General features: G+C 66.3%; 11 protein-coding genes. 5 read left to right on the top strand and 6 right to left on the bottom strand.

What is annotated here, in order from left to right; genetic code table 11:
• Positions 1-58: 58 nt before the first annotated feature.
• Positions 59-1,051 (bottom strand): LLM class F420-dependent oxidoreductase, encoded by a 993-nt coding sequence (locus ACWEO2_RS41315; RefSeq protein WP_452410364.1) that lies wholly within the window; start codon positions 1,049-1,051, stop codon positions 59-61.
• A gap of 161 nt (positions 1,052-1,212) precedes the next feature.
• Between ACWEO2_RS41315 and ACWEO2_RS41320 the strand changes: the two genes are divergently transcribed.
• Complete coding sequence (locus ACWEO2_RS41320) at positions 1,213-1,722, top strand: hypothetical protein (RefSeq protein ID WP_452410370.1); 510 nt, start codon at positions 1,213-1,215, stop codon at positions 1,720-1,722.
• A gap of 355 nt (positions 1,723-2,077) precedes the next feature.
• The gene (gene mgtE / locus ACWEO2_RS41325; protein ID WP_355189645.1) at positions 2,078-3,442 is read left to right on the top strand and encodes a magnesium transporter; all 1,365 of its coding nucleotides are present in this window, start codon (positions 2,078-2,080) and stop codon (positions 3,440-3,442) included.
• A gap of 61 nt (positions 3,443-3,503) precedes the next feature.
• Here the strand turns inward: mgtE and nrdF are convergent, their stop codons facing one another.
• Entirely contained in the window at positions 3,504-4,466 is a 963-nt protein-coding gene (gene nrdF / locus ACWEO2_RS41330) for a class 1b ribonucleoside-diphosphate reductase subunit beta (RefSeq protein ID WP_355189681.1), read from the bottom strand.
• 472 nt (positions 4,467-4,938) lie between these two features.
• On the opposite strand from nrdF, the gene ACWEO2_RS41335 reads away from it, so the two are divergent.
• Both ACWEO2_RS41335 and ACWEO2_RS41340 read left to right on the top strand, forming a co-directional pair.
• Positions 4,939-7,059 carry an MMPL family transporter gene (locus ACWEO2_RS41335; RefSeq protein ID WP_452410365.1) on the top strand — a complete coding sequence of 707 codons (2,121 nt, stop codon included), beginning with the start codon at positions 4,939-4,941 and terminating at the stop codon, positions 7,057-7,059.
• Between the two features lie 86 nt (positions 7,060-7,145).
• Entirely contained in the window at positions 7,146-7,553 is a 408-nt protein-coding gene (locus tag ACWEO2_RS41340; protein WP_452410366.1) for a DUF7144 family membrane protein, read from the top strand.
• 168 nt (positions 7,554-7,721) lie between these two features.
• On the opposite strand, the gene ACWEO2_RS41345 is transcribed toward ACWEO2_RS41340, so the two are convergent.
• The 4 genes from ACWEO2_RS41345 to ACWEO2_RS41360 all read right to left on the bottom strand — a co-directional run bounded on the left by ACWEO2_RS41345 (position 7,722) and on the right by ACWEO2_RS41360 (position 23,985).
• On the bottom strand, positions 7,722-21,068 hold the full coding sequence (locus tag ACWEO2_RS41345) for an amino acid adenylation domain-containing protein (protein ID WP_452410367.1): 13,347 nt from the start codon (positions 21,066-21,068) through the stop codon (positions 7,722-7,724).
• Positions 21,069-21,309: 241 nt separating this feature from the next.
• Entirely contained in the window at positions 21,310-21,765 is a 456-nt protein-coding gene (locus tag ACWEO2_RS41350; protein WP_452410368.1) for an AMP-binding protein, read from the bottom strand.
• A 131-nt stretch (positions 21,766-21,896) separates the two neighbouring features.
• Entirely contained in the window at positions 21,897-23,111 is a 1,215-nt protein-coding gene (locus tag ACWEO2_RS41355) for an ABC transporter substrate-binding protein (RefSeq protein WP_452410369.1), read from the bottom strand.
• A 49-nt stretch (positions 23,112-23,160) separates the two neighbouring features.
• Positions 23,161-23,985 carry a VOC family protein gene (locus tag ACWEO2_RS41360; RefSeq protein ID WP_452410371.1) on the bottom strand — a complete coding sequence of 275 codons (825 nt, stop codon included), beginning with the start codon at positions 23,983-23,985 and terminating at the stop codon, positions 23,161-23,163.
• A gap of 349 nt (positions 23,986-24,334) precedes the next feature.
• Between ACWEO2_RS41360 and ACWEO2_RS41365 the strand changes: the two genes are divergently transcribed.
• Positions 24,335-25,750 (top strand): cbb3-type cytochrome c oxidase subunit I (locus tag ACWEO2_RS41365; protein WP_354960507.1); only part of this gene is annotated, 1,416 nt, incomplete at its 3' end.

Here is a 25,750-nt window from a genome sequence, read left to right on the forward strand (position 1 = left end):
CAGCGGCGCATACCGAAAGCGGCGGGCGCCGAGGGGGCGCCCGCCGCGGTGGCGGGGGTCAGCGGAGGGCGGGGGCCACTTCGCGTTCGAAGAGTTCGATGCCGGAGGTGTCATAGGCGGCTTCGGGGAAGTTGAAGATGGCATAGGACAGGCCGAGATGGCGGACCGCGGACAGTCGCTCGACGATCTGTTCCGGGGTGCCGACGGCGGGAGAGGTGCGGAACATGCCGTCGACATAGGACTTGGCCTGGTTGTCATCGACTACGGTTGCCAACCGCGCCTGGAGTGCCGAAAGGCGTTCCTCGACTTCGGCTTCGGTGGATGCGATGACCGCGTTGAAGTTCGAGGAGCGCACGATGGCCTCGAAATCGGTGCCGACATCGGCGCAGTGCGCGCGCAGAATGTCGGACTTGTGCGCGAATTCCTCCGGTGCGCCACTGAAGTTGGTGTAGCTGGCGTACTTCGCCGCGATGCGCAGCGTCTTCTTCTCACCGCCACCGGCGATCCATAGCGGAATCCCACCCTCCTGCAATGGAAGTGGCCGCACTATGGCACCGTCGACCTGGTAGTGCTTACCGTCCAGCGTGGCCTTACCGTCGGTCCAGGCCTGGCGGAAGATCTGCACACCCTCGTCGAGCCGCCCGAGCCGCTCACCCGCCGACGGAAAACCGTAACCGTAAGCGCGCCACTCGTGTTCGTACCAGCCACCGCCGATGCCCATCTCGACCCGGCCGCCCGAGATCAGATCCGTCGTCGCGGCAACCTTGGCGAGATACACCGGATTGCGGTAGCTGATCGCGGTACACATCTGCCCGAGCCGAATGCGGGATGTGCTGGCCGCGAATGCCGCCATCAGCGTCCACGCCTCGTGGGTCGCCTCCTCGGTCGGCACCGGCACCGTGTGGAAGTGGTCGTACACCCACAGCGACTCCCAGGTATCGCCCGCATCGACGCGTTGGGCGAGATCGCGCATCACCCCCCATTGCGCCGCCGGGTCGATACCGACCAAATCGAGCCGCCACCCCTGCGGAATGAAGATGCCGAAGCGCACAGATCTCTCCTTCGTGTGTTTGCACCGAACCTAGTCGCAATCGGTTCACTCTTCCCGGCTCGGCGCCACCCGGACAAGGGTTCTACGCCGGATGCGCGCAACTCGGTCGTCAATTCGCTGGCATGTGAGCTCGATTCGGGTCAAGCTGGATCGGAATAGTGATGAATAGTTATGGACAACCCCGACTCGGAGTGGACTTCGGTCGGGTCATTCAGGGGGCCGCGCTGCCGGATGGGGGCGCGGATACGGTCTTTCTCTCAGGGGGTATCGAACAGGCACTGGCCACGCCGCCGACCGATGGCGCATTCGAGGTGTTGGCGCGGCTGGTCGAGCGGTTCGACGGTCGGGTCTGGGTGATCTCCAAATGTGGGCCCCGGGTCCAGGAACGCACCCTGCAGTGGCTCGATCATCAGGGGTTCTACCAGCGGACCGGGGTGGCGCGCGAGAGCGTGCGGTGCTGCCGCAAGCGGGCGGACAAGGCGATCCACTGCGCGGAATTGGGGATCACGCACATGATCGACGACCGCCTCGAGGTGCATCTGGCGCTGCGCGATCTGGTGCCGCATCTGTATCTGTTCGGTGTGCAAGCCGAACCGGTGCCGGAGTGGATCGAGCACACGCCGACGTGGCCCGATGTCGAGAGCGCTGTCGGCGCGACATTATCGCCCTGACGCCCTGGAGTGGCAACGGTCATAGCCGGACGAGATGTCGTCGGTCTTTACCCGATTCGACTGTGAACACCAGCGCCATCGCATGTATCCTTCAAGCGGAAGCTGTGCGGCCAGCCCGTTCGGGTGGCGCATTCGAGAAATCTGCAGTGCTGACGGTGCTGCGGCGGCGATTAGGAGGTGGGGTTGCCATGCGCAGCGAACCTCCCAGTCGAAGGCCGCGCGGCGCCGCCCCTTCGCGCAATCGTTAGCATCCGGGAGCCGTAGCTTCTCGGGTTAGCGGTCATGGGGTCGGTGCCCGCGGTGTGACTTCGTTTTTCGATTCACTCGCTTACTCGCCGTGTGCTGAGGACCTCCCATGTCACAGACCGATCTCATCGAAGCACGTCCGACGCTGTCCGCATCTCTGCAGGACATCGCGGATACCCATCGTGTCGACGCCGCGCTCGACTGGCTCGACGACCATTCGCCGCATGTCATCGCGGACGAACTCGCACGCATGGACGCCGTCCAAGCGGGCGTTGCCTTCCGTCTGCTCGACAAGGATCTGGCGCTTGCCGTCTTCGAGGAGCTCGAACCCGTTGACCAGCAACAGATTCTGGAGGGTCTGCGTGATCAGAGCTTCCGCGAGCTGGTCGAGGGCATGGACCCCGACGACCGGGCCAGGATGCTGCGCGAGGCGCCCGCCAAGGTCGCCAAGAAGGTGCTCGCCGGACTGAGCGCGCGCGAACGGCGGATGACCGCGACGTTGCTCGGCTATCCGGAGGGCTCGGTCGGGCTCTATATGACGCCGGAAGTCGTTGCGCTGCCGCGTAATTTGAGCGTGCCCGACGCGCTGCAGACGGTGCGGATCAAGGGCATCAATGCCGAGACGGTGTACACGCTGCCCGTCGTCGACTCCGGTCGCCGCCTCACCGGCATTGTCGAGTTGCGCGAACTGGTACTGAGTCGTCCGGACACGATGGTCTCCGATCTCGTCGTCACCGAACCCACATTCGTGCGCGCCACCGATTCCGCGGAGCAGGCGGCGCGGCTGATGCGCGAGACCAATGTCATCAACCTGCCGGTCGTCGACAGTGAGGACCGGCTGGTCGGGCTGCTCACCATCGATGACGCCGTCGAGGTCATCGAGGCTGCCGATAGCGAGGATGTCGCCAAGCAGGCGGGTTCCGCGCCGTGGGAGGGCCACTACATGGCGGCCAAGGTCTTCCAGTTGGCCCGCTACCGCGCGCTGTGGTTGCTGCTGTTGCTGTTCGCGGCCACCTTGACGGTCAGTGTCACCGATTTCTTCGAGGGCACCCTGCAGCAGGCGGCGCATCTGGCACTGTTCATCCCGCTGCTCATCGGCGCGGGTGGCAATGCGGGCGCCCAGGCGGCGACCGCCTGTGTGCGCGCACTCGCCGTCGGCGAGGTACGCGGTTCGGACCTGTTCAAGGTGATCTGGCGCGAATGCCGGGTCGGTCTGGTGCTCGGCACCATGCTCGCCACCGCGGGCGTCGCCATCGGCGCACTGTTCGTCGACCCGGGCACCGCCCTGGTCGTCGGCATCACCCTGGTCATCATCTGCGGCTGGGCCGCCACCATCGGCGGCACCATGCCCCTGCTGGCCAAGCGCTTCCGGATCGATCCGGCCGTCGTTTCCGCCCCCATGGTCACGACGCTGGTGGACGCAACCGGTCTGATCATCTACTTCACCACTGCCAAGATCGTCCTCGGCATCTGAGGCGAATACGAGAAATCCGGCTCGATCCGTGGATCGAGCCGGATTTCATGGCACCGCCGTGTCAGAACTCCCAGTCTTCGTCTTCGGTATTGACGGCCTTGCCGATGACATAGCTGGAGCCGGAGCCGGAGAAGAAGTCGTGGTTCTCGTCGGCGTTGGGGGACAGGGCCGAGAGGATGGCGGGGTTGACGTCGGTTTCGTCCTTGGGGAACAGGCCCTCGTAGCCCAGGTTCATCAGGGCCTTGTTGGCGTTGTAGCGCAGGAACTTCTTGACGTCCTCGGTGAGGCCGACCTCGTCGTAGAGGTCCTGGGTGTATTCGACCTCATTGTCGTAGAGCTCGAAAAGCAGCTCGAAGGTGTAGTTCTTGAGGTCGTCGCGTTCGGCCTGGCTCAGCAGCTCCAGACCCTTCTGGTACTTGTAGCCGATGTAGTACCCGTGCACCGCCTCGTCGCGGATGATCAGCCGGATCAGGTCGGCTGTGTTGGTGAGCTTGGCCCGCGAGGACCAGTACATCGGCAGGTAGAAGCCGGAGTAGAACAGGAAGCTCTCCAGCAGGGTGGAGGCCACCTTGCGCTTGAGCGGATCGTCGCCGCGGTAGTACTCGAGGACGATCTCGGCCTTGCGCTGCAGGTTTCGGTTCTCCTCCGACCAGCGGAACGCGTCATCGATCTCGCGGGTGGAGCACAGGGTGGAGAAGATCGAGCTGTAGCTCTTGGCGTGTACCGACTCCATGAACGCGATATTGGTGAGCACCGCCTCCTCGTGCGGCGTCACGGCATCCGGAATCAGGCTCACCGCGCCGACCGTGCCCTGAATGGTGTCCAGCAGCGTCAGGCCGGTGAAGACCCGCATGGTCAATTGCTTCTCGTCGGCAGTGAGGGTGTTCCACGACGGAATATCGTTGGAGACCGGCACCTTCTCGGGCAGCCAGAAGTTGCCGGTCAGGCGATCCCAGACCTCGGCATCCTTCTCGTCGGGCACCCGATTCCAGTTGATGGCCGACACCCGATCGATCAGTTTCATCCTGCCTCCACACCCTTCCCGAGCACGCTGCCGTCACGGAATTGCCTACCCCTGAACACTACTCCTTGGGGGTGACAAGTCCATGCAGCACAACACCTTGTGTCGCAGCGGCGGTTATCGCTATGGCGCAGAAACGCCGGCGACCACCGCGTGCGGCACCCATTGTGCGGCACGCGGCGCGAAATCCGCGCATCGATACCGGTGCTGCCATTGTGGTCGCCCATGGGTTGCCGATCGGCCTTTCGTGGGCCGGGCCCCTAAGGGACAACGTGGTCCGTTGTCAGCACCGAGATTGCTGTAGTCGCTGAGGAAATTTCATTGCGGACCGGACCTGGTCGGCTGGCCCGCGGAGTGGGCGCAGCATCACATTTTCGCTCGCGGATGTCAGAACCCGGCAGTAGCATCGGTGCCAGCCGCTAGCGCCCGCTTGCAGGTTGCTAACAAAGATCAGGGTGGTGACCGAGGGGGCCCGATGTCCGCACCGACCGATCCGGATATGACCGATCTGCTCGGCAGACTCGCGCGCGTGCCGAGCGGTCGCCGGAGCAAATGGGTGGTGCTCGGCGTCTGGATCATCGCACTGCTCGCACTCGGCACCTTCGCCGGAAAGCTCACCGGCGCACAGAAGAACGACAACGTCACCTGGCTGCCGGACAGCGCCGAATCCACGCAGGCGTACAAGCTGGCCGAGAAATTCGGCAATAGCGACCAGGTTCCGGTGGTACTGGTCTACGAGCGCCCGAGTGGAATCACCGACGCCGACCGGCTCGCGGTCGGCGCCGACGCCACCCGGTTCCGCCAGGTCGAGCATGTGGTGGCCGATAAGCTGCTCGGCCCGATTCCGTCGCAGGACGGTCAGGCACTGGAGATTCTGGTGCCGATCTCGATGGGGGCCGACGGCTGGAGCCGCCTGACCAACGTGGTCGGCGCCATCAATGACGCGGCGGGCGAGCGACCCGACGGATTGTCCTTCTACGCCACCGGACCGGCCGGATACGCCGCCGAATTCGGCAAGGTGTTCGCGAGTATCGATGGATTGCTGCTGTACGCCGCCGCCGCGGTCGTCATCGTCATCCTGCTGGCCACCTATGGTCCGATGCTATGGGCGTTGCCGCTGATCACCGTCGCCTTCGCACTGGCGATTTCGCAGGCCGCGGTATTCGGCGCGACCAAGTTGGGATTGACGGTCAACGCGCAGAGCCAGGCCATTCTGACCGTGCTCGTATTCGGCGCGGGCACCGACTATGCGCTGCTGCTGGTGGCCCGCTATCGCGAGGAACTGCGCCGCCATCCCGATAGGCATGAGGCCATGGCCGTCGCACTGCACCGGGCCGGGCCAGCGGTACTGGCGAGTGGTTGCACCGTGATGGTCTCGATGCTGGCTCTGCTGGTGGCGGAGATGAATTCGACCAAGGGCATCGGCCCGGTGTGTGCGATCGGCATCGCGGTCGCACTGCTGGCGATGCTGACGCTGCTGCCCGCGCTCCTGGTGATCGTCGACCGGTGGATCTTCTGGCCGCGCCACCCGAACTTCGGCACCGTCAACGAGACCGAATCCGGTATCTGGGCGCGTGTCGGATTCGCGATCGCCCGGCGGCCGCGCACGGTCTGGATCGGCACCGCACTGGCGCTCGGTGCAGTCGCGTTGGGCGCCATCGGGTTGGAGTCGAACGGGATCGCGAACAAGGACGCGTTCGTCGGCTCCTCCGCTGCGGTCACCGGAACCGAAGTGCTGGAACGGCATTTCGACGCGGGCACCGGTACGCCGGTCATGGTCATCGCCTCCGCCGCGCGTGCCGATGCCGTCGCAACGGCGCTGGGATCGACGCCCGGCATTACCGCGCCGTCGCGGCCGATCATCTCCGGCGATCTGGTCTATCTGGAGGGCACGCTCTCGGATCCGCCGGACAGTCGCGCCGCCGACGCGACCATCGACCGGGTGCGTGCCGCGGTGCACGCGGTTGATCCCGCGTCCAAGGTCGGCGGGCAGACGGCGGTTGTGCTCGATATCAAACACGCTGTGGCACACGATAATCGGGTGATCGTGCCGGTTGTGCTCGCCATCGTGATGGTGATCCTGATGGTGCTGCTGCGCGCGGTGCTCGCACCGATTCTGCTCACCGCAACGGTGGTGCTGTCCTACCTCGCCGCGCTCGGGCTGAGCCACTGGATCTTCGATCTGGCCGAATTCAAGGGCGCCGATGCCGGCCTGCCGCTGCTGACCTTCGTCTTCCTGGTGGCGCTCGGCATCGACTACAACATCTTCCTGATGTCGCGGGTGCACGAGGAGGCGACCAAACATCGCACCAAGGCGGGTGCGCTCATCGGCCTTGCCGCCACCGGCGGGGTGATCACCTCGGCCGGGCTGGTGCTGGCTGGCACCTTCGCGGTGTTCGCGACCATGCCGGTGGTGACCTTTGCCGAGATGGGCATTGTCATCGCCGTCGGTGTGCTGCTCGATACGGTGATCGTGCGTTCGATCCTGGTCACCGCGCTGACATTGGATATCGGTGATCGGATCTGGTGGCCGGGCGCGCTGGCTCGGCCGCGCATTGCCGCGGCTCCCGAACCGGAGGTCAGTCTCAGCAAGTGACCCGCCGAGGTCATCCCTCGCTCCAGGCGTGTCGCGGGTTAGTTTGTGGCGGTTGATTACCACGCGTTTCGGAAGGAGTGTGTGTTATGACCAGTCCCGGCCCGGCCAAGACCGGACCCGCGCTCAATGACATGACGATCTTCGCGGGCGTTCTGATCCTGATCGCCGGTTTGCTGCATCTGATGGCCGCCATCGCCGCGATCGCGAAGCGCGAGTTGTTCGTATTGACCGAAGACCAGGTCTTCCAGGTGAACGTCTCGGTGTGGGGATGGGTCCATCTGGTGATCGCGGTGCTGATCCTTGTTGCGGGCATCGGCATCGTGTCCGGACAGACCTGGGGTTATTGGGCGGGTATCGTGATGGCCTCGATCAGCCTGATGGACAACTTCCTGTTCGCGCCGATGTATCCGTTCTGGTCGCTGGTGATCATCGCCATCGATGTCTTGATCATCTGGGCACTGGCGCGCGAGCTCGGATCCCCAACAGCGCAATAGATTTCGTGTCGCCCCCCGATCCGTCGAGTACGGGTCGGGGGCGCTGTGCGTGGGTTCTTCAGATCACGGTGGACGTCGAATGATGTCCGGCGGCTGTCGCAGACGGTATGAGGCACTGATCCTAATTCCGTGCGATCGCCGATAATTTGGTTGATTCGAATACGAAGTTCAATCGGTGGTGGTGGCTGTCAAATGGTCGTCTAGAACGCGTGCGATGATCGCGAGCGCCTGGGGTGAGGTCAGTTCATTGTGGGTGACGTCGATATCGTGGTTGACGACGCGGCCGGTGGCATAGGGACGCCAGCCGTCCGGGCCGACCATATCGGAGGTGTCGACGGTGGCGCTGAAATACAGCAGGTCGCCGTCGTAGACCGGACGGCGGTATCCGGTGCGGGTGCGCGCGGATGCGTTGTAGGAATTGGCCATTCGCTCGATGATCTCGGCATCGATGACCTCCATGCCCAGTCGGGCCTCGATCAGGTCGGCCGCTTCCTGCGCGGTCGCCTCGGCGGGGACATCATCGATACCGAAGATCGAGCCGAAGGTATTGACGAACGCGCCCGCCGAGAGCCGTTCGATGGAGTCGCTGTCGATATCGGCGTGATCGGTGTCCAATAGCGCAACAACTCCGACGCTTTCACCCGCTGCCTGCAGCTTCGCCGCCATCGCATGGGCGATGAGACCGCCGAAGGACCAGCCGAGCAGGTGGTACGGCCCGGTCGGCTGGACGGCGCGGATTTCGCGAATGTAGCGGTCGGCGGACTCCTCGATGGAGCGCGCCGACGGCTCACCACCGAGATCCGGTGCTTGCAGACCGTAGATCGGGCGACCCGGGCGCAGCCGCTCCGCGAATCCCAGGTAGCTCCATGACATTCCGGAGGAGGAGTGGATGCAGAACAGCGCGGGATCGGTGCCGCCGAGCCGGATCGGCAGGAGTACACCGAGGCCGAGTCCGGCTGGTGCGGTTGCGGTTTCGCGCGCGGCGGCCTGTGCCGCCAAAGCGGCTGTTTCGTCCGCGGCGGCCTGCTGTGCCGCGGGGGTCTGCGCGAAATGGGCTGCCGCAGTGAGCGCACCGGACCATAGGGCGGCCAGTTCGGCGACCTCGGCGCGGTTCAGGAGTGTTGCGGGGAAGCGGAGATTCGCGTGCAACCGATCGTCGATGACGACGGCGGTCACATCGATCGCGGACGTGACCGGGACATCGGGGTGCTCATCGGCGCGCAGCTCACCGAATTCGTCGGTGGGCGACCAGCCGAGCCCTTCGAGTCCGGCCGGAATGTCGCCAGCCGAATGCCGACCCAGATATTCGAAGCCGATCCGGCCCGGCAGACGGGGCGGAAGCCCTTCTGCCACAGCGTCATTGAGGTAGCGCAGCTCGCCGAAGCCGATGCCCGTGTGCGGCACCGCGAGCAGCTGATGTTTGACCGCGCGCAGCGCCGCGCCCATGGCCGCGCCACCCGCGCAGGCGTCATCGATATCGATCTCGGTCAGATCCAGCCGCACCGGATAGATAGGGGCGACCCAGCCCAGCGTGCGGCCGAGGTCGGCGCCCGGGATCGCGCGCAGTGGTCGGCCATCGGCTGTCAGGCGCAGCAAGGCCGTCGGCTCGTCGACATTCTGGCGTGCGCGCCAGCGATTCAGTGCCAGGGCCAGTGTGGTGAGCAAGATATCGGTGCCGGTGCCGTGCAGTAGCCGAGGCAGGGTGGCGAGCAGCGCGTCGGTCACTTCGTCGGAGACCTCGAGTTCGACCGTGCGCAGTGTGTGTGCCCGATCGATCGCCGGATCGAGTTCGCGGGCGCCGACCAGCGGATCGGGACCGGTGAGCACGCGGTGCCAATGGTCGAGTTCGGCGACGCGTCGGTCGGTATGCGCGTCCTCGACGAGGGCATACGACCACCGGCGCATCGACGTACCGGTCTCGGCCAGCACCGGAGTATTCCCGACCGACACCTGTGCCCATGCGGCGATCAAGTCCTGCACCAGAATTCGCCACGACGGGGTGTCGATGGCAATCCGGTGCGCCACGACGAGCAATCGGCCCGATCTCGTCCTGGCCCCGGCGTCACCGACCGGATCGAGCCAGACACATTGCAGCACAATGCCATTCGCTGGCGAGAGCCGATCCACCGCGGCATCCAATTCGGTCACGGTGTATTCGCGCAGATCGAGCGAGTCGGCGGCGGCATCGAATTCGATGCGCCGCACCAGCGCGTCGACGTCGACCGACCCGGGCTCGTCCACCTGTAGCTGCCAGCCGTCCTCGGCCTGCCACAGCCGTGAGCGCAGCATGTCGTGCCGGTCGACCACGGCGGTGAGGGTGGCGACCAGTTGGCCGCGTTCGATGCCGACCGGAAGTTCCAGCACCGTGGCCTGCGCGCAGCGGTCGAAGTTACCGCCGCGCTCGACCAGATAGCGCACATTCGGGGTGAGCGGCAGTTCACCGATACCGCCGCCGGGCAGCTCCTCGAGCGGGACGAGCGCGCCCGCGGCGTCGACGGCGGCGGCCAGCGCGGCCACGGTCCGATGCTCGAAAACCTGCAGTGGCGTGCACTGGATGCCGCGCAGCTTCGCACGGGATACCAGCTTGATCGCGAGAATGCTGTCACCGCCGAGCGCGAAGAACGAATCATCGACGCCGACCTTGGCACGGTCGAGGAGTTCGGCGTAGATCCGCGCCAGGATCTCTTCGGTCGCGGTCGAGGGGGCGCGGTATTCGGTCTCCTCGACGACGAATTCGGGTTCCGGCAGGGCCTTTCGGTCGAGTTTGCCGACGGCGTTGAGCGGGATGGCGTCCAGCACGACGAAGGCGGCGGGCACCATATACGCGGGCAGGGCATCTGCGGCGACCGCGCGCACCTGCGTGATATCGAGTTCGACACCGGGCTTGCGGACGAGGTATGCCGCCAGCGCGGTCGATCCGGTGGGGCCGGGAACGCCGAGCGTCACGGCGAAGTCGACCCCGTCCGCATGCCCGAGCACCGCGTCGATCTCACCCAGTTCGATGCGCTGACCGCGCACCTTGACCTGGAAGTCGGTGCGGCCGATGTACTCCAGTTCCAAGGCCTGCCCCGTGGTGCGGGCCCAGCGCACCAGATCGCCGGTGCGGTACATGAGTTCGCCGGGGCCGCCGAAGGGGTTGGCGATGAATCGCGACGCGGTCAGGCTCGGCCGGGCGTGATAGCAGCGGGCCAGTGCGGGTCCGGCCAGGTACAACTCGCCCGCGACGCCGACGGGCACCGGGCGCAGCCGGTCGTCGAGGACCAGTGCGGCGGCGCCGCGAATGGGCGCACCGATGGTGACCGGTGTGCCCGCGACCAGTGCCGCGGAACCCGTTGCCCAGATGGTGGATTCGGTCGGACCGTACAGGTTCACCATGGTCCGGTCGGTGCACCAGCGCTCGACGAGTTCGGCACCGATCGCCTCGCCCGCCACCGCGAGCACCCGCACACTCGATACCTCGGCGGGATCGATCGTGGCCAAGGCCGACGGCGTGATCACCATATGCGTGACCCGTTCGGCGGCGATCAGCTCGGCGAGTGGGCTGCCGCCGAACACCTCCGGCGGTGCGACCACGGACGCGCCACCGGACCCGAAGGCCATCAGCGCCTCGAACACCGATGCGTCGAAACTCGGTGAGGCCACCTGCAATACCCGGGAGTCCGCGTCGACACCGAGTGAATCCCGCTGTGCGGCAATGAGATCGGCGATACCGCGATGGGAGACGGAGACGCCCTTCGGTGTTCCGGTCGATCCGGAAGTGTAGATCATCCAGGCCGGACTATCGGGCCGGATCGAATTCGTCGACAGGGCCGCCGCACTTGCCGCCTGCTGGCGTGTGCTGAGTGCGGTGTCGTCGAGGACGAGCCACTCGGTGCTGTCGGGTAGCAGGGGCCGATAGGCGGAAAGGGTGAGCCCGACCCGCGCGCCCGAATCCGTGAGCATATGGTCGATGCGGTCCACCGGATGTTTCGGATCTACCGGTAGGAAGGCCGCTCCGACCTTCGCGGCGGCCCACATGCCGGTGAGCAGTTCCGCAGAGCGCGGGAGACCGAGTGCCACTACGGTTTCCGGGCCGGTGTCCGCCTCGAGCAGGAGTCGGGCCAGCTGGTTCGACCGGGCATCGAGCTCCCGGTAGGTCGTCGTTCGACCGTCGGCGACCACTGCCGGGCGGTCCGGGTACGACGTGGCGGATGCGGCGAGTGCCTCGGCCAGCGTCGTCGTCCCCGCGGTTGCCGGGCCGCACACCGGAACCAGCTGTGCGCGTTCGGATTCGTCGAGGATATCGATATCGGCCAGACGCACATCGATATCCGAGACGACCGCGGCGAGTACGCGACGCCATCGCGCGGCGAAGGTCGCCATCGTGCTCGCGTTGAAAAGGTCTGTCGCATAAGTCATTACGCCGTCGACACCGGCTGGTCCGTCGGCGCCGAAACGCTCACGCAAATCGAGGGTCAGGTCGAACTGTGAGGCACCACGATCGAAATCCTCGACCTCGAACCGCAATCCGGGCAGTTCCAGAACCGGTTCGACGAAGTTCTGCAGTGACAGCGACACCTGGAATATCGGGTGGTGTGCGGTCGATCGGGTGGGGTTGAGCACCTGGACGAGTCGCTCGAAGGGCACATCGGTATTGCCGAACGCATCCAGATCCGTGGCCCGCACGGTGGCGAGGAACTGCCGGAACCCGGTCCCCGGATCGACCGGGGTGCGCAGCGCGAGCGTATTGACGAACATGCCGACGAGGTCATCGAGTGCTTGCGCACCGCGACCGGCGACCGGCGTTCCGATCACCACGTCGTCGGTGCCGCCGAGCCGCGCGAGCAGCACCGCGAGCGCGGCGTGTACGACCATGAATACGCTGACATTGTTCGCGGCCGCGAATTCGACAATGGCGCTGTGCAATGTCGCGTCGAGCGTGAAATCGACGTCGGAGCTGCGCATCGATTGCACGGCCGGGCGCGGGCGGTCGGCGGGCAGCTCCAGCAGATCCGGCGCACCCGCGAGGGTGTCGGTCCAGAAACGGATCTGTCGTGCCGCCAGCGATTCCGGATCCGACTCGCTGCCGAGCAGTTCCCGATGCCAGAGGGCGAAATCGGCGTATTGCACCGTGAGCGGCACCCTGGCGGTCTCGTCCCCGCTGACCCGCTCGGAGTACGCGGTGACCAGATCGGCGGCCAGTGGCGCCATCGATGCGCCATCAGCGCTGATGTGGTGTACGACGAGCACAACGACGTGCACGTCACCAGTGGAAACCGCGACCGAGGCATCCGTCGCGGGGTAGCTCGAGGCCACCGGAGCCAGGCCCGAGGACGGACTCGATGACACCGCTGGGACGCCAGCGGACGGGCTCGAGCTGACCGGTGCGATGCCGGAGGAGTGCGCCGCCGCCCCCAGCACGTCGCTGGCGGCAAAACTCGGATCCACGATCCGGAACAGCCCGACCCGCACCGGCGGCTCGATGGCGAGATCGAATCCGGTGCCAGCCAGCTCATTGATCCGAGCACGCAGTGGCGCGCCGTCTTCGGCTTCGAGCACCGGCATGGTCGGCGCGGCCGCCTCCACGCCGACCACCACCTGACGTGGTCCCTCGGCGTCGACGGGATACAGCGTGCGCAAACTCTCGTGCCGGCCGATCACATCGGCCATCGCCCGGCGCATCGCGTCGATATCCAGGTGGCCGGTGAGCCGCAGCGCAACCGCGATGTTGTACGCCGATGAGGTCGGATCCAGCCGATTGAGCACCCACATGCGTTGCTGGGCCGGGGACAATGGAATTCGGTCCGGCCTGATCCGGGGTGCGAGGGCGAACCGGCCCGGTTTGCCGTCGGTGGCCGGGATCACCCGCGCGGACAGTTGGGCGACGGTGGGTGCGTCGAACAGATCGCGCAGCGCGATGGTCGAGCCGAGGGTCGAATTGATCCGTGCGACAACTTTGGTGGCGCTGAGCGAGTTGCCGCCGAGTTCGAAGAACGACTGGTCGACGCTCACCCGTTCATTGCCGAGTACATCGCCGAATACCTCGGCAACGGACTGTTCGACGGGTGTGCGCGGGGCGAGATACGGTCGTTGCGCGACCGAGAAGTCCGGCACGGGCAGGGCTTTGCGATCCAGCTTGCCGACCGGGGTCAGCGGGATCTCGTCGAGCACGATGAGATGGCTGGGCACCATATAGCCGGGCAGTTCGGTCGCCACCTGGTCACGCAGCCGCTCGGCGTCCAATTCGGTCCCCTCGGTGGGCAGTACATAGGAGACCAGTACGGTCGCGCCGGCCGGTCCGGGCTGGCCGATGGTCACCGCGTATTCGACCTGTTCGTCACGGGAGAGCACGGCATCGATCTCGCCGAGTTCGATGCGCAACCCGCGGATCTTGACCTGGAAGTCGCTGCGGCCCAAGTACTCCAGTTCCAGCGCGTCGTCGGCTCCGATGACCCATCGGACCATATCGCCGGTTCGATACATCCTTTCCCCGGCCGCGCCATACGGATTCGCGATGAAGCGCGCCGCGGTCATCTCGAACCGATTGAAGTAACCACGCGCCAGCGCCGGACCGGCCAGGTACAGCTCACCCGCGATGCCCACCGGTACCGGGCGCAGCCAGGTATCGAGCACCAGATTGGACGCGCCGCGGATCGGGCCGCCGATGGTGACCGGTTTCCCCGGCAGCAGTTCGGCCGGGCTGGTCGCACAGACGCTGAATTCGGTGGGGCCGTATAGATTCACCATCCGCCGCCCGACCGCCCACCGGTCGATCAGTTCGGGTGCAGCGGCCTCGCCGCCGACCCCTAGCACCCGCAGGTCGGCCAGATCGGTCGGTTCCATGGTGGCCAGCGCTGACGGCGTGATCACGGCGTGGGTGATCCGCTCGGTGCGCAGCAAATGTTCGAGATCGCTGCCGCCGTAGACATCCGGTGGCGCTACTACCAGGCGGCCGCCCGTCGAATGCGCTATCAGCAGCTCCATGACCGATGCGTCGAAACTCGGCGAAGCGACCTGCAGCGAACTTATATCGGGATCGAGTTCGAGGGCCTCTTGTTCTGCGGTAGCCATATTCGCGAGGCCACGATGGCTGACCAGGACCGCCTTGGGCTTACCGGTGGAGCCCGAGGTGTAGATCAGGTAGGCGGTCTGGTCGATATTGATGGGGCCCCCGCGCTCTTCGTCGGTAATGGGTGCGTCGGAGACGAGCATGACCCGTCGAATCGTGTTCAGATCATCGAGCAGCAGCCAGTCGATGGTGCCGGGCAGTGTCTCACCGGTCGCCGTGACGGTCACCCCGATCGGGGCCTTCGAATCGGTGAGCATGTGCTCGATCCGCTCCACCGGATAGCTCGGATCCAGCGGCAGGAAGGCCGCACCGGACTTGGCCAGCGCCCAGACGGCCACCACGGATTCGAGTGATCGGGTAAGTGCGAGTATGACGAAGACCTCCCGGCCGACACCGCGGCCGAGCAGTACCCGGGCGAAGCGGTTGGACCAGGCATCGAGTTCGCCATAGCTCATGGTGAGATCGCCCGCGGTGATCGCGATGGCATCGGGATCGATGCGCGCGCCCGCCGACAGAATATCCGGAAGTGTCTGCGGCGGAACCGATTCCGCGCCGCGTACCGGTAGCAGGGTGGCCAGTTCGGCGTCGTCGCAGTATTGCAGTTGGGAGACCAGGGCATTCGGGCTGTCGGCGAGTTGGGTCAGTAGCCGGATGAAGCGATCCAGCAGTGGTTGGGCCGCCGTGATATCGAGCTGGTCGGCCATGAATTTCAGTTTGATTTGCAGCGTGTCGTGCCCGTCTGCGCCGCGCAGCGGAATGACCATGAGGCCCAACGGGTAGGGCGTCGCATCGGTGCCCTCGACATCGAGCACCCGCATACCCGCGATATCGAGCGCCTGCGACAGCGCCTCCCGGTCGATCGGATACGACTCGAATACGGTGAGCGTGTCGAAGAGTTCGGCGAGGCCGACGGCCCGGTGGATGGCGGCCAGCCCCACATGCTGGTGGTCCAGCAGGCGGGCTTGCTCGGCCTGGATGCGGGTCAGTAGGTCGGCGACCTTCTCCGCGGGATCGAGCTGGACCCGTACCGGGAGCGTATTGATGAACAGCCCGACCATCTCTTCGACACCGGGCAGCTCCGGTGGCCTACCGGATACGGTGCCGCCGAACACCACATCCGTGCGCCCGGTCAACATGGCCAGCAGCATTGCCCAGGCGGCCTGCACCATCGTATTCACCGTTGCGCCGGATTCGCGTGCGGTGGTCTCCAGCCGCTCGACCGTGGCGCGGGTCAGGTCGCGTGAGATCATTCCGGCCTCGGTCGATTCGATCCCGGCCAGCGTCGGGACCGCGCGGGTCGGGGTATCCACGCCGGCCAGCGATTGCGTCCAGGCCGCGAGCGAGGCCGCATTGTCCTGCTCATCGAGCCACGCCAGGAACTCCCGGTACGAGTGCGCGGGCGGCAGTACCGAGGTGTCGCCCGACGTGACGTAGAGCGTGAGCAGTTCGCGCACCAGCAGCGGCGTCGACCAGCCGTCCAGCAGCAGATGGTGATTGGTCATGACCAGCCGATAGGTATCGGCCGCGGTCCGGATGAGGGTGAAGCGGATCAGCGGTGGGCGGTCGAGTTCGAATCGGGTGCGGGCATCGAGGGCGATGAGGCGGTCGACTTCGCGGTCGCGTTCGTCGGCGTCGGCGATATCGGTGAGATCGATATCGTGCCAGCGGATTTCGGCATCGGTGAGCACGAGCTGGCGCGGACCGTCGTCGGTTTCGACGAAGGCGACGCGCAGGTTCTCATGCCGTTCCAACAAGGCCTGTGCCGCACTGCGCAGGCGGGCGGAATCGACGGTGCCCGCCAGCGTGAGCAGTGATTGGACGGTGTAGCCGTCGGCGGTATCGGTGTCGTAGAGCGCATGGAAGAGCAGACCGTACTGCAGCGGCGAAAGCGGCCAGACGTCAGCAAGATTCGGGTAGACCCGCTCCCAGCTCTCGATCTGCTGTTGTTGCACCGGGACCAGGTCGAAATCGGACGGGGTGCGTCCGCCCGCGCCCGGCGAGCCGGCGTGCGCCGCCAGCGCCCGCAGCGCCTGCGACCACAGCTCGGCGAGTTGACCGACATCCGCCTCGTCGAGCAGCCGCGAGGCATAGGCCCAGGTGACCTCCAGGCCGACATCGGTGAGCACAGCATTGATATCGACGACCGCGGCCAGCGGCGCCGACTCGTTGTGCGTCGCCGCGAAACGCTGTGGCAGCCATGCCCCCGCGTGCCCGCCGGTGAGCGCACGGCCGAGGTAGTTGAAGCTGAGCTGCGGGATCGGCGTGTCCGCGAGGGCGGCGGCGGACTCCGGATGCTGATAGCGCAGCATGCCGTAGCCGATGCCCTTATCCGGCACCGCGCGCAGCTGTTCCTTGATCGTTTTGATCGCGGTGCCCGCCGCGCTGCCACCGGCGAACGCGTCGTCGAGATCGATGCCGGTCACATCGATGGCCACCGGGTAGATGCTGGTGAACCAGCCGACCGTGCGGGCGATATCGGCGCCGGGCAGCAGTGTCTCGGAGCGGCCGTGGCCTTCCAGGGTGAGCAGCGCAGTATTGCGATCGCGCCAGCGGCTCACCGCGAGCGCGAGCCCGGTGAGCAGTACATCGTCCGCGCCGCAATGGAATTGGTCGGGCAGAGTGGCCAGTACCGTGTTGGCGATATCTGGGTCGACGATGGTCCGGCACTGGCCCATGGTGGCGACGACGTCGACCGCGGGATCCAGCGCCGCCGAGCCGATGACCGGATCCGGAGTGGCCAGCATCTGCTGCCACAGTGGCAGTTCGGCCACCCGCTCGGCCGCCTGTTCCGCCTGACCGTATGCCCACCGCCGGAAGGAGGTGCCGACGGGCACGAGTGCGCCGCCCGCCGCCGCGATCGCCAGGTCCGGCAGCAGGATTCGCCAGGAGACGCCGTCGGTCACCAGATGGTGCAGCACCAGCCAGCACCGTGGATCGGCCCCCGCCCGCTCGATCAGCACGAAGCGTGCGACGACACCCGCCTCGGGATCGAGCAGATCTGCGGCCTGTTGTAATTCGCGCTCGTAGCTGTCGTCGGAGTCCGCGTCGGCCGCAACTACCTCGATCAAGTCCTCGGCAGTTATCGAATCACGCTCGGCGACAACCCATTCCCAGCCTTGCCCAGTATGCCGCAGGGTGGAGCGAAGCACATCGTGATGGTCGATGAGCGCTTGGACCGCGGCGCTGAGCTGGTCGCGGCCGAAACCCTCCGGGAGACCGATCAAGACGGCCTGACCGAAGCGGTTCCAGGTCGGCCCCTGCTCCACCATGGCGTGCACGATCGGCGTGAGCTCCACGGTGCCGACCCCGCCGCCGGGCAGTTCGCTGACCGTCTGCGCGCGCACGTCGGTCGCGATCGCGGCCAGCGCGGCAACGGTCTTGCGCTCGAACACATCTCGTGCGCTGAAACCGATCCCGGCAGCCTTCGCGCGCGAGACCAGCTGGATGGAGACGATGCTGTCACCGCCGAGTGCGAAGAAGCTGTCGTCGACACCGACCGTATCGAGTCCGAGGACATCGGCGAACAAGTCGGCCAGTGCCGCTTCACGCGGCGTCGACGGCGCCCGGCTCACAACGGCTCGGACACTGAAATCCGGTGCGGGCAGGGCCCTGCGGTCCACCTTGCCGAGCGGTGTCAGCGGAATGCTGTCGAGCACCATGATGACCGAGGGGACCATATAGGCCGGAAGCGTTTCACCGGCAGCGGCTTTGAGCGCCTCGGGGTGAATCTCGGTGCCGGGCTTGCCGAGCACGTATGCCACCAGCGCGGTCGCTCCGGCGGGGGTCGCGGCGCCGATGGTGAGTGCGAAGTCGACATCGGGCTGCCGTTGCAGCGCGGCATCGATCTCGCCGAGTTCGATGCGGAACCCGCGCACCTTGACCTGGAAGTCGCTGCGGCCCTGGTACTCCAATTCGTCGTCTGCGGTCCACCGCACCAGATCGCCGGTGCGGTACATCCGCTCACCCGGCGCGTACGGGTTGGCGACGAAACGGCTGGCGGTCAGTCCATTGCGCTGGTGATAGCCGCGCGCAACGCCCGCGCCACCCAGGTACAGCTCACCGACCGCGCCGCGGGCCACCGGCCGCAACCACGGGTCGAGCACGACAGCGGTGACGCCGAGAGCGATGCTGCCGATGGTTACCGGCCCGCCGGGGCGCAATGGTCCGCTCAAGGTCACGGTGACGGTGGTTTCGGTGGGCCCGTAGCCGTTCAACAGCGTCCGCCCGGACCAGGTGGTCACCAGCTCGGGTGGACACGCGTCACCACCGACGACGATCGTGTGCAGATCCGGCAGCGTCGCCGGGTCCAGGGATCTCACCACCGTCGGGGTGACATTGAGATGGGTGACCCGATGCGCGCGCAGAACTTCGGCCATCTCCTCGCCCGCATACGCCGACGGCGGCACGACGGCGAGCGACGCACCTGCGGCGAGGGTGACCAGGATCTCCTCGACGGAAATATCGAAACTCGGCGAAACCGCGTGTGCCACTACCGAATCGGCGGTGACGCCGAATCCGGCACCGGAACCGGTGACCAGATTCGCCAGGCCGCGATGCGACACCAGCACACCCTTGGGCAGTCCCGTCGATCCGGAGGTGTAGATGATGTAGGCGATCTGATCCAGGTGTACCGGCCCGCGGCGTTCGGCATCGGTGATCGCCGCCGAATCCTGCGCGTCCACCGCTTCGGCTGTCGCGTCATCGTCGAGCAGCAGCCAATGCACGCGGTCCGGCAGGGACTTTCGCGCCGGGTGCACGGTCAGGCCCGCAACGACCTCGCTGTCGCCGACCATATGCTCGATCCGGTCGGCGGGATAGGTCGGGTCGATGGGGACGAATGCCGCACCGGATTTTGCCACCGCGAGCGTGGCGAGGACGGATTCGGCCGAACGCGGAATCGAAATCGCCACGGTGCGTTCGGGTCCGGCGCCCGCCGCGATCAGCACGCGGGCCAGGCGGTTGGTGTACTCGTCGACCTGACGGTAGGTCATGCCGGTATCGCCGCAGCGCAGCGCCACCGCCTCCGGGTCGAGTGCGGCACCGGCCGCGATGATTTCGGGGAGGGTGCGCGGCGCGACCGCCTCGGGTCCGCGCGCGGGCACCAGCCGATCCTGCTCCTGCGGGGAGACGACCTGGACGGTATACAGCGGCGCATCCGGTCCGGCGGCGAGGAATGCGTGCAGGAACATCAGGAAGCGGGCGTGATGTGCCGCCAATTCGTCTGTGCTGTACAGGTTTCCGTTGCCCTGCAGATCGATGTGGGTGCTCTCGCCGCCCACGCCCGGATACAGGTTGACGAAGATGTCATCGATCAACCCGGATGTCAGCACGTGCAGTCGTCCGGTGACCGAGCCGAGCTGAATCCTGGTGTCCACCATCATCAAATTGACGGCCGGACCGAACGACGACGCCTCGTCCATCGACCAGCCGAGATCACGGACGATGTCCTCCTGTCGGTAACGCTGCCGGCGCAGCGCCCCGGTCAGCTCACTCTGCGCCGCCCGGATCACGTCACCGACCGTGGTGGTCGGCGACAGCTGCAGACGCATCGGAACGACATTGGCGACCATGCCGCCGGAGCGGCGCAGCGCCGCCGTGGTGCGTCCCGAAACCGGCAGGCTGAGTACCACTTCGGGCGCACCGGTCAGCGCGGCGAGATAGGCGCCGAAGGCGGCGACGATGGTCGGCGCGGCGTTCGAGCCCACCGCCTTCGCCACGGCATCGAGCAAGTCGGCCGTCGCGGTGGGCAGTGCGCCCGAGACCCGGCTCGGCGGCGCGTCGACATCGGCCTCGCGACCCGCGAGATTGACCGGGTCGGCCATCCCGGCCAGATGCTCGCGCCAGTACTCGCGGTCGGCGCCGAATCGGTCCGAGCCGCGGTAGGCCAGATCGACGTCGACGATCTTCTGCAGTGGCTCAGCCTTGGCGGGCGGCGCCTCGCGGCCCTCGATGGCGGCGTTGTAGATCTCGCCGGTGCGCTGTACCAGGGCGAGCGCACCCATACCGTCCAGCACGATGTGGTGCATGCGCGAGTACCAGAACCAGCGGTCATCGGCCAGTTGCAGCATGACCACCGCGACCAATCGGTCGTGCGCCAGATCCAGCGGCGCGGAATACTCCGCGCGCATCCAGGCATGTGCCGCCGCCTCGGGATCGGGCTCATCGCGCAGGTCGACCAGGGTGAATTCGTCGACAATGGTGGTGTCGACGAACTGGTACGGCTGCCCTTCGACATCGATCAGCCGGACATATCCGGTCCCGAATTCGCGCCCGGTCTGCTGGGCGGCCGCGGCGAGCGTGTCGAGATCGAGTTCGCCGATCAGTTCGACGTACTGTGCGATCGAGATAGGCGTATCGCCCGCGATGTGCTGGGCGAACCAGATGCCGCGCTGAGCCGCCGACAGCGGGAACGCGCTGTCGGGCGGTGCGGTGCCTATTTTTCCGTTCGAGGACGATGGCTGTTGCATAAGCACACCTGCGTTCTGACGTCTGGCGCGGTTGTGCACCGCTGGTCCCGACCGTCGCGTAGTAGCAAGTTCATTTTGGACCGGTGCCGGGCCGACCGAAGGCGTATTCATCACACTGTGTTCGATCGGCGGCGTTCCCGGGTTCCTAGGTGGTTTCGTTGCGCTATCGCCCCCCGGCGCGTCGTTCACGCCGCAGCGCGCCCGAACTTCGCCGGTTCGGGCGCGCAGGCGAAATGGCAGGTCAGGCAGACTTCCGGACGGTCAGCCGATCGGCGTCGGTGATCGGCGCATCGGAGCTGACCAGGTAGCGCTGCAGTGTCGAGCGGTCGTCCAGGATCAGCCAGTCGATGGCATCGGTGAGCTCGGGACGACGGGCCTTGGTGGTGATACCGAGGTAGGCGCCGGGGACCGCGTCCTCGGCCATCGCTGCCGGAGTCGCGCCGAGCTTCACCACGGCGGAGGCGGCGACCGTCGCTTCGATCTGCGGGTCGACCGCCAGCGCGATCCGTGTGTTCACCGCGGCGCCACGGGCGATCAGCACTCGGGCCAGCCGGTTCGCCCAGCGATCCATCTCGACATCTGCCAGTGCCCCGGAGTTGGTGGCGGCCGCAGTCTGATCGAGCTCGGCCGCGTTCCGCAGGTGCGGCTGCAACTGGATGACGTTGTAGGCGGGCGATTCGACCAGTGTGATGCTCATTGGGTGTCCCCTCGCAGGTAGGCGCTCTCGGTACCTCTCTAATCTCGCTGTCGGGAGGGGATGGCGACAGCTACCCAAGCGCTGAGCAGCGCACTCCAAGGGTGAGTGAATCCCCACCCAAGGTGTGCGTATTAGTCGGTCACGAACCCGTTGAGGCTGCCGCGCAGATCGGCGAGCAGGGCCCTGGCCGCCGTCGGGCCGTCACCGTGCCAGACGGTGTCATCCACCGCGAACACCCGCTTATCGGTGGCGGCGCCGAGGTCCTTCCAGGCATCGCCGCGCAGCACCGTCCTGCCGTACCGCTCGCCCGACTCGCCAGCGAAGATGACGTAGATGATGTCGCCCTCGACCTTGATCAGGTCTTTGTCGGTCACATCGAAGGAGGTGCCGCGCTGGGCGGTCGGGCGCTGCACGCCCACGTCGCCGAGCACCTGGCCCGCGAAGCTGTTACTGCCCTGGACCTGCATCTGGTCCGCGGTGAAGCGCACCACCGAGGCCTGACTCTGGCTGGCGGCCAGCGCATTACCCGTTTCCCGAGCCTCCGCGCGGTAGTTGTCCAGTGCGGTGGCCGCAGCCCCCCGTCGGCCGAGACCCGCTGCGAGCGTGGTGAATTCGCTCTGCCAGCTGCCGGCGGGATCGGCGAGTACGGTAGGCGCGATCGCCTGCAGGGCGGTGAAACCGCTGGCGCCAGCGGAGGTATCGCCGATGATCAGATCGGGATGCAGGGCGGCGATCTGCCCGAGATCGGGCTGTGCGGCCGAACCGACCGCGGGAATCTTCAGCACCCCGTAACCGAGATACATGGGCTGCGGGCGCGGTCCGTCGATCGGCACCGCGCCGACGACGCGCTCCCACAGGCCGACCGCGCAGGTGGCGTCGAGTGCCGAGGTGGACAGCACCACAACCCGCTGCGGATCGGCGGGCACCTCCGAGGTGCCCGCGGCGTGGGTGACGGTGCGGGTCTTGCCGTTCGACGGATCGGGCGCGCTCGGCAACGGGCACGCCTGCGAGGTGTCGCGGTCGAGCCCGACCACGCCCGCACCCGCGATATTCGTCGTGGTGCGCACGATCGAGCTGGCGTCGTCCTGCTGACTGCAGCCCGCGACGAGCAGTGCGGCGCAGAGTAGGGCGACCGCGGTACCCCGGTGCCGGCGATGCCGGGCGGTGCCGGATCGAGAGGAGGCAGCGCAGTTTCGAGCGACCTGCAAGCAGTCGCTAGCGGTGCGGTTTCGGGTGCGAACAAGGGCGCTCACCGGCATGCGGGTGAGGGTACCGGGTGCCGCGGGTCCCGGGACGCGAGGCCACCACGGCGCGCCGACCACCTCCGGATATGCGGCCGCGACCACGCGGAATCCCACTGTCGGGTGGGTGATTCCGCGCGGTCGTCGTCCTAGCTCATTTGCTGTTGCCGCCGATGCTGAAGCGAGCACCGGTGGGATCGGCGACCTGAGCCGATCGCCCGTAGGGGGAATCCTGCGGCGGGGACAGCACCGTACCGCCGAGTTCGACGACCTTGGCAACCGCCGCGTCGACATCGTCGGCGCCGAAGTAGATGGTCCAACCCGCCGGTACACCCTCGGGCAGGAAGGCGGAGGCGTCCATGACACCGCCGAGCATCGGGCTGGTGGCGTGAATGGTGGTGTAGCGGAACTCCGGGGTGTCGGAGATGGTGAAGGTATCGCTCCAGCCGAACACCTCGCGATAGAAGGCGAGTGCGCCCGCGTAGTCGCGGGTGTGCAGTTCGAACCAGGACGGGCTGCCCGCATGGTCGCTCCACGTGCCGCCCGAGACGATGCCGATGGTTTCGAAACCGGCGAATTGGCCCGCTTGCCAAATGCCGACGCCCGCGCCGCCGACATCGCCGAGCACGGCCATCACGCCGAGTTCGCCGACATCCATCGGCGGCACCACGACCATGCCGCCGCGTGCAGTGGCCGCGTCGGCGGTGGCCTTGGCATCGGGCGAGGCGAGGTAGACGGTCCATTGATCCGGGCCTTCGACACTGTCGGCCGTCTTGCCCATGCCGCCCGCGACGGCCTTGCCGTCCTTGTGGAAGGTGATATAGCCGCCGAACTCCGCGCCCGCGCGCTCGGCGGTCCAGCCGAACAGTTGGCCGTAGAAATCGATGGCCCGATCGGGATCGGAGGTATAGATATCGACCCAGCAGGGGTCGCCGATCTTCGGTGCGGGCCCGCCCGTCGCCCGACCATCACCCCTCATCGAATCGCTGCGCGATGCTGTACTCATAACGGTCTCCTTGGAGGTAGCACAGGTGGAACGCTGTCACCGGTAGAGACGTCGGCCGCCCAGGAAAGTCATCGGTCGTGACTGCTGGCAGGTCACGCGGATGCAGCGGCTCGGGCGGTGCCGATTTCATGATTGCCGGATGCGCAGGCAGTGGCGCCCGAACCGGGAAATACGACGCTGAGTAGGACCCGTGCGGAATGCTGCGGCAGCACGGTTTACGATCTCAAGAGCGCAAGCGAACTCCTCGTCTGCTCCCGGTAGTGGGACGGATGCGAGCAGCGGAGCCTGCGGAGCGACCTAAAGGCACCTTTCAGGAGGATCAGTGACTGCCGTAGAGCCAAAGCCAGTCCCTCAGTTGGAAGCGACTCGGCCGTATCCGGCTCGGACCGGGCCGAAGGGCTCGTTCATCGTCAAGATGGTCACCACCACTGACCCCAAGGTCCTCGGTGTCATGTACCTGACCACCTCGATGGCGTTCTTCCTCATCGGTGGTCTGATGGCCCTGCTGATGCGTGGTGAGCTGGCCCGCCCGGGTCTGCAGTTCCTCTCGCCCGAGCAGTTCAACCAGCTGTTCACCATGCACGGCACGATCATGCTGCTGTTCTACGCGACCGCGATCGTGTTCGGCTTCGCCAACATCATCCTGCCGCTGCAGATCGGCGCCCCCGACGTCGCCTTCCCGCGACTGAACGCCTTCAGCTACTGGCTGTACGCATTCGGCGCGACCATGGCGACCGCGGGCTTCATCACCCCCGGTGGTGCCGCGGACTTCGGCTGGACGGCCTATGTGCCGCTGACCGACATCCTGCACTCGCCGGGTGTCGGCACCGACCTGTGGATCCTGGGCCTCGCGGTTTCCGGTCTGGGCACCATCCTCGGTGGCGTCAACATGCTGACCACCGTCGTCTGCCTGCGCGCGCCGGGTATGACCATGTTCCGGATGCCGATCTTCACCTGGAACATCGCCGTCACCAGTGTTCTGGTGCTGCTCGCCTTCCCGCTGCTGACCGCCGCGCTGTTCGGCCTGGCCTACGACCGCCACCTCGGCGGCCACATCTACGATCCGGCCACCGGCGGCATCCTGCTCTACCAGCACCTGTTCTGGTTCTTCGGCCACCCCGAGGTGTACATCATCGCGCTGCCGTTCTTCGGCATCGTGTCCGAGATCTTCCCGGTCTTCTCGCGTAAGCCGATCTTCGGTTACACCACCCTCGTCTACGCGACCCTGGGCATTGCGGCGCTGTCGATCGCGGTGTGGGCGCACCACATGTACGCCACCGGAGCCGTACTGCTGCCGTACTTCTCGTTCATGACCTTCCTGATCGCGGTCCCGACCGGCGTGAAGTTCTTCAACTGGATCGGCACCATGTGGCGCGGCCAGCTGACCTTCGAAACGCCCATGCTGTTCTCGATCGGCTTCATCGTCACCTTCCTGTTCGGTGGTCTGTCCGGTGTCATCCTGGCCAGCCCGCCGCTCGACTTCCATGTCACCGACTCGTACTTCGTCGTCGCGCACTTCCACTACGTGCTCTTCGGCACCATCGTGTTCGCCACCTACGCCGGTATCTACTTCTGGTTCCCGAAGATGACCGGCCGCATGATGGACGAGCGCCTCGGCAAGTGGCACTTCTGGACCACCTTCATCGGCTTCCACACCACCTTCCTGGTGCAGCACTGGCTGGGTGCGGAGGGCATGCCGCGTCGTTATGCCGACTACCTGCCCAGCGACGGATTCACC

This window comes from Nocardia sp. NPDC004278 (genome assembly GCF_053602975.1).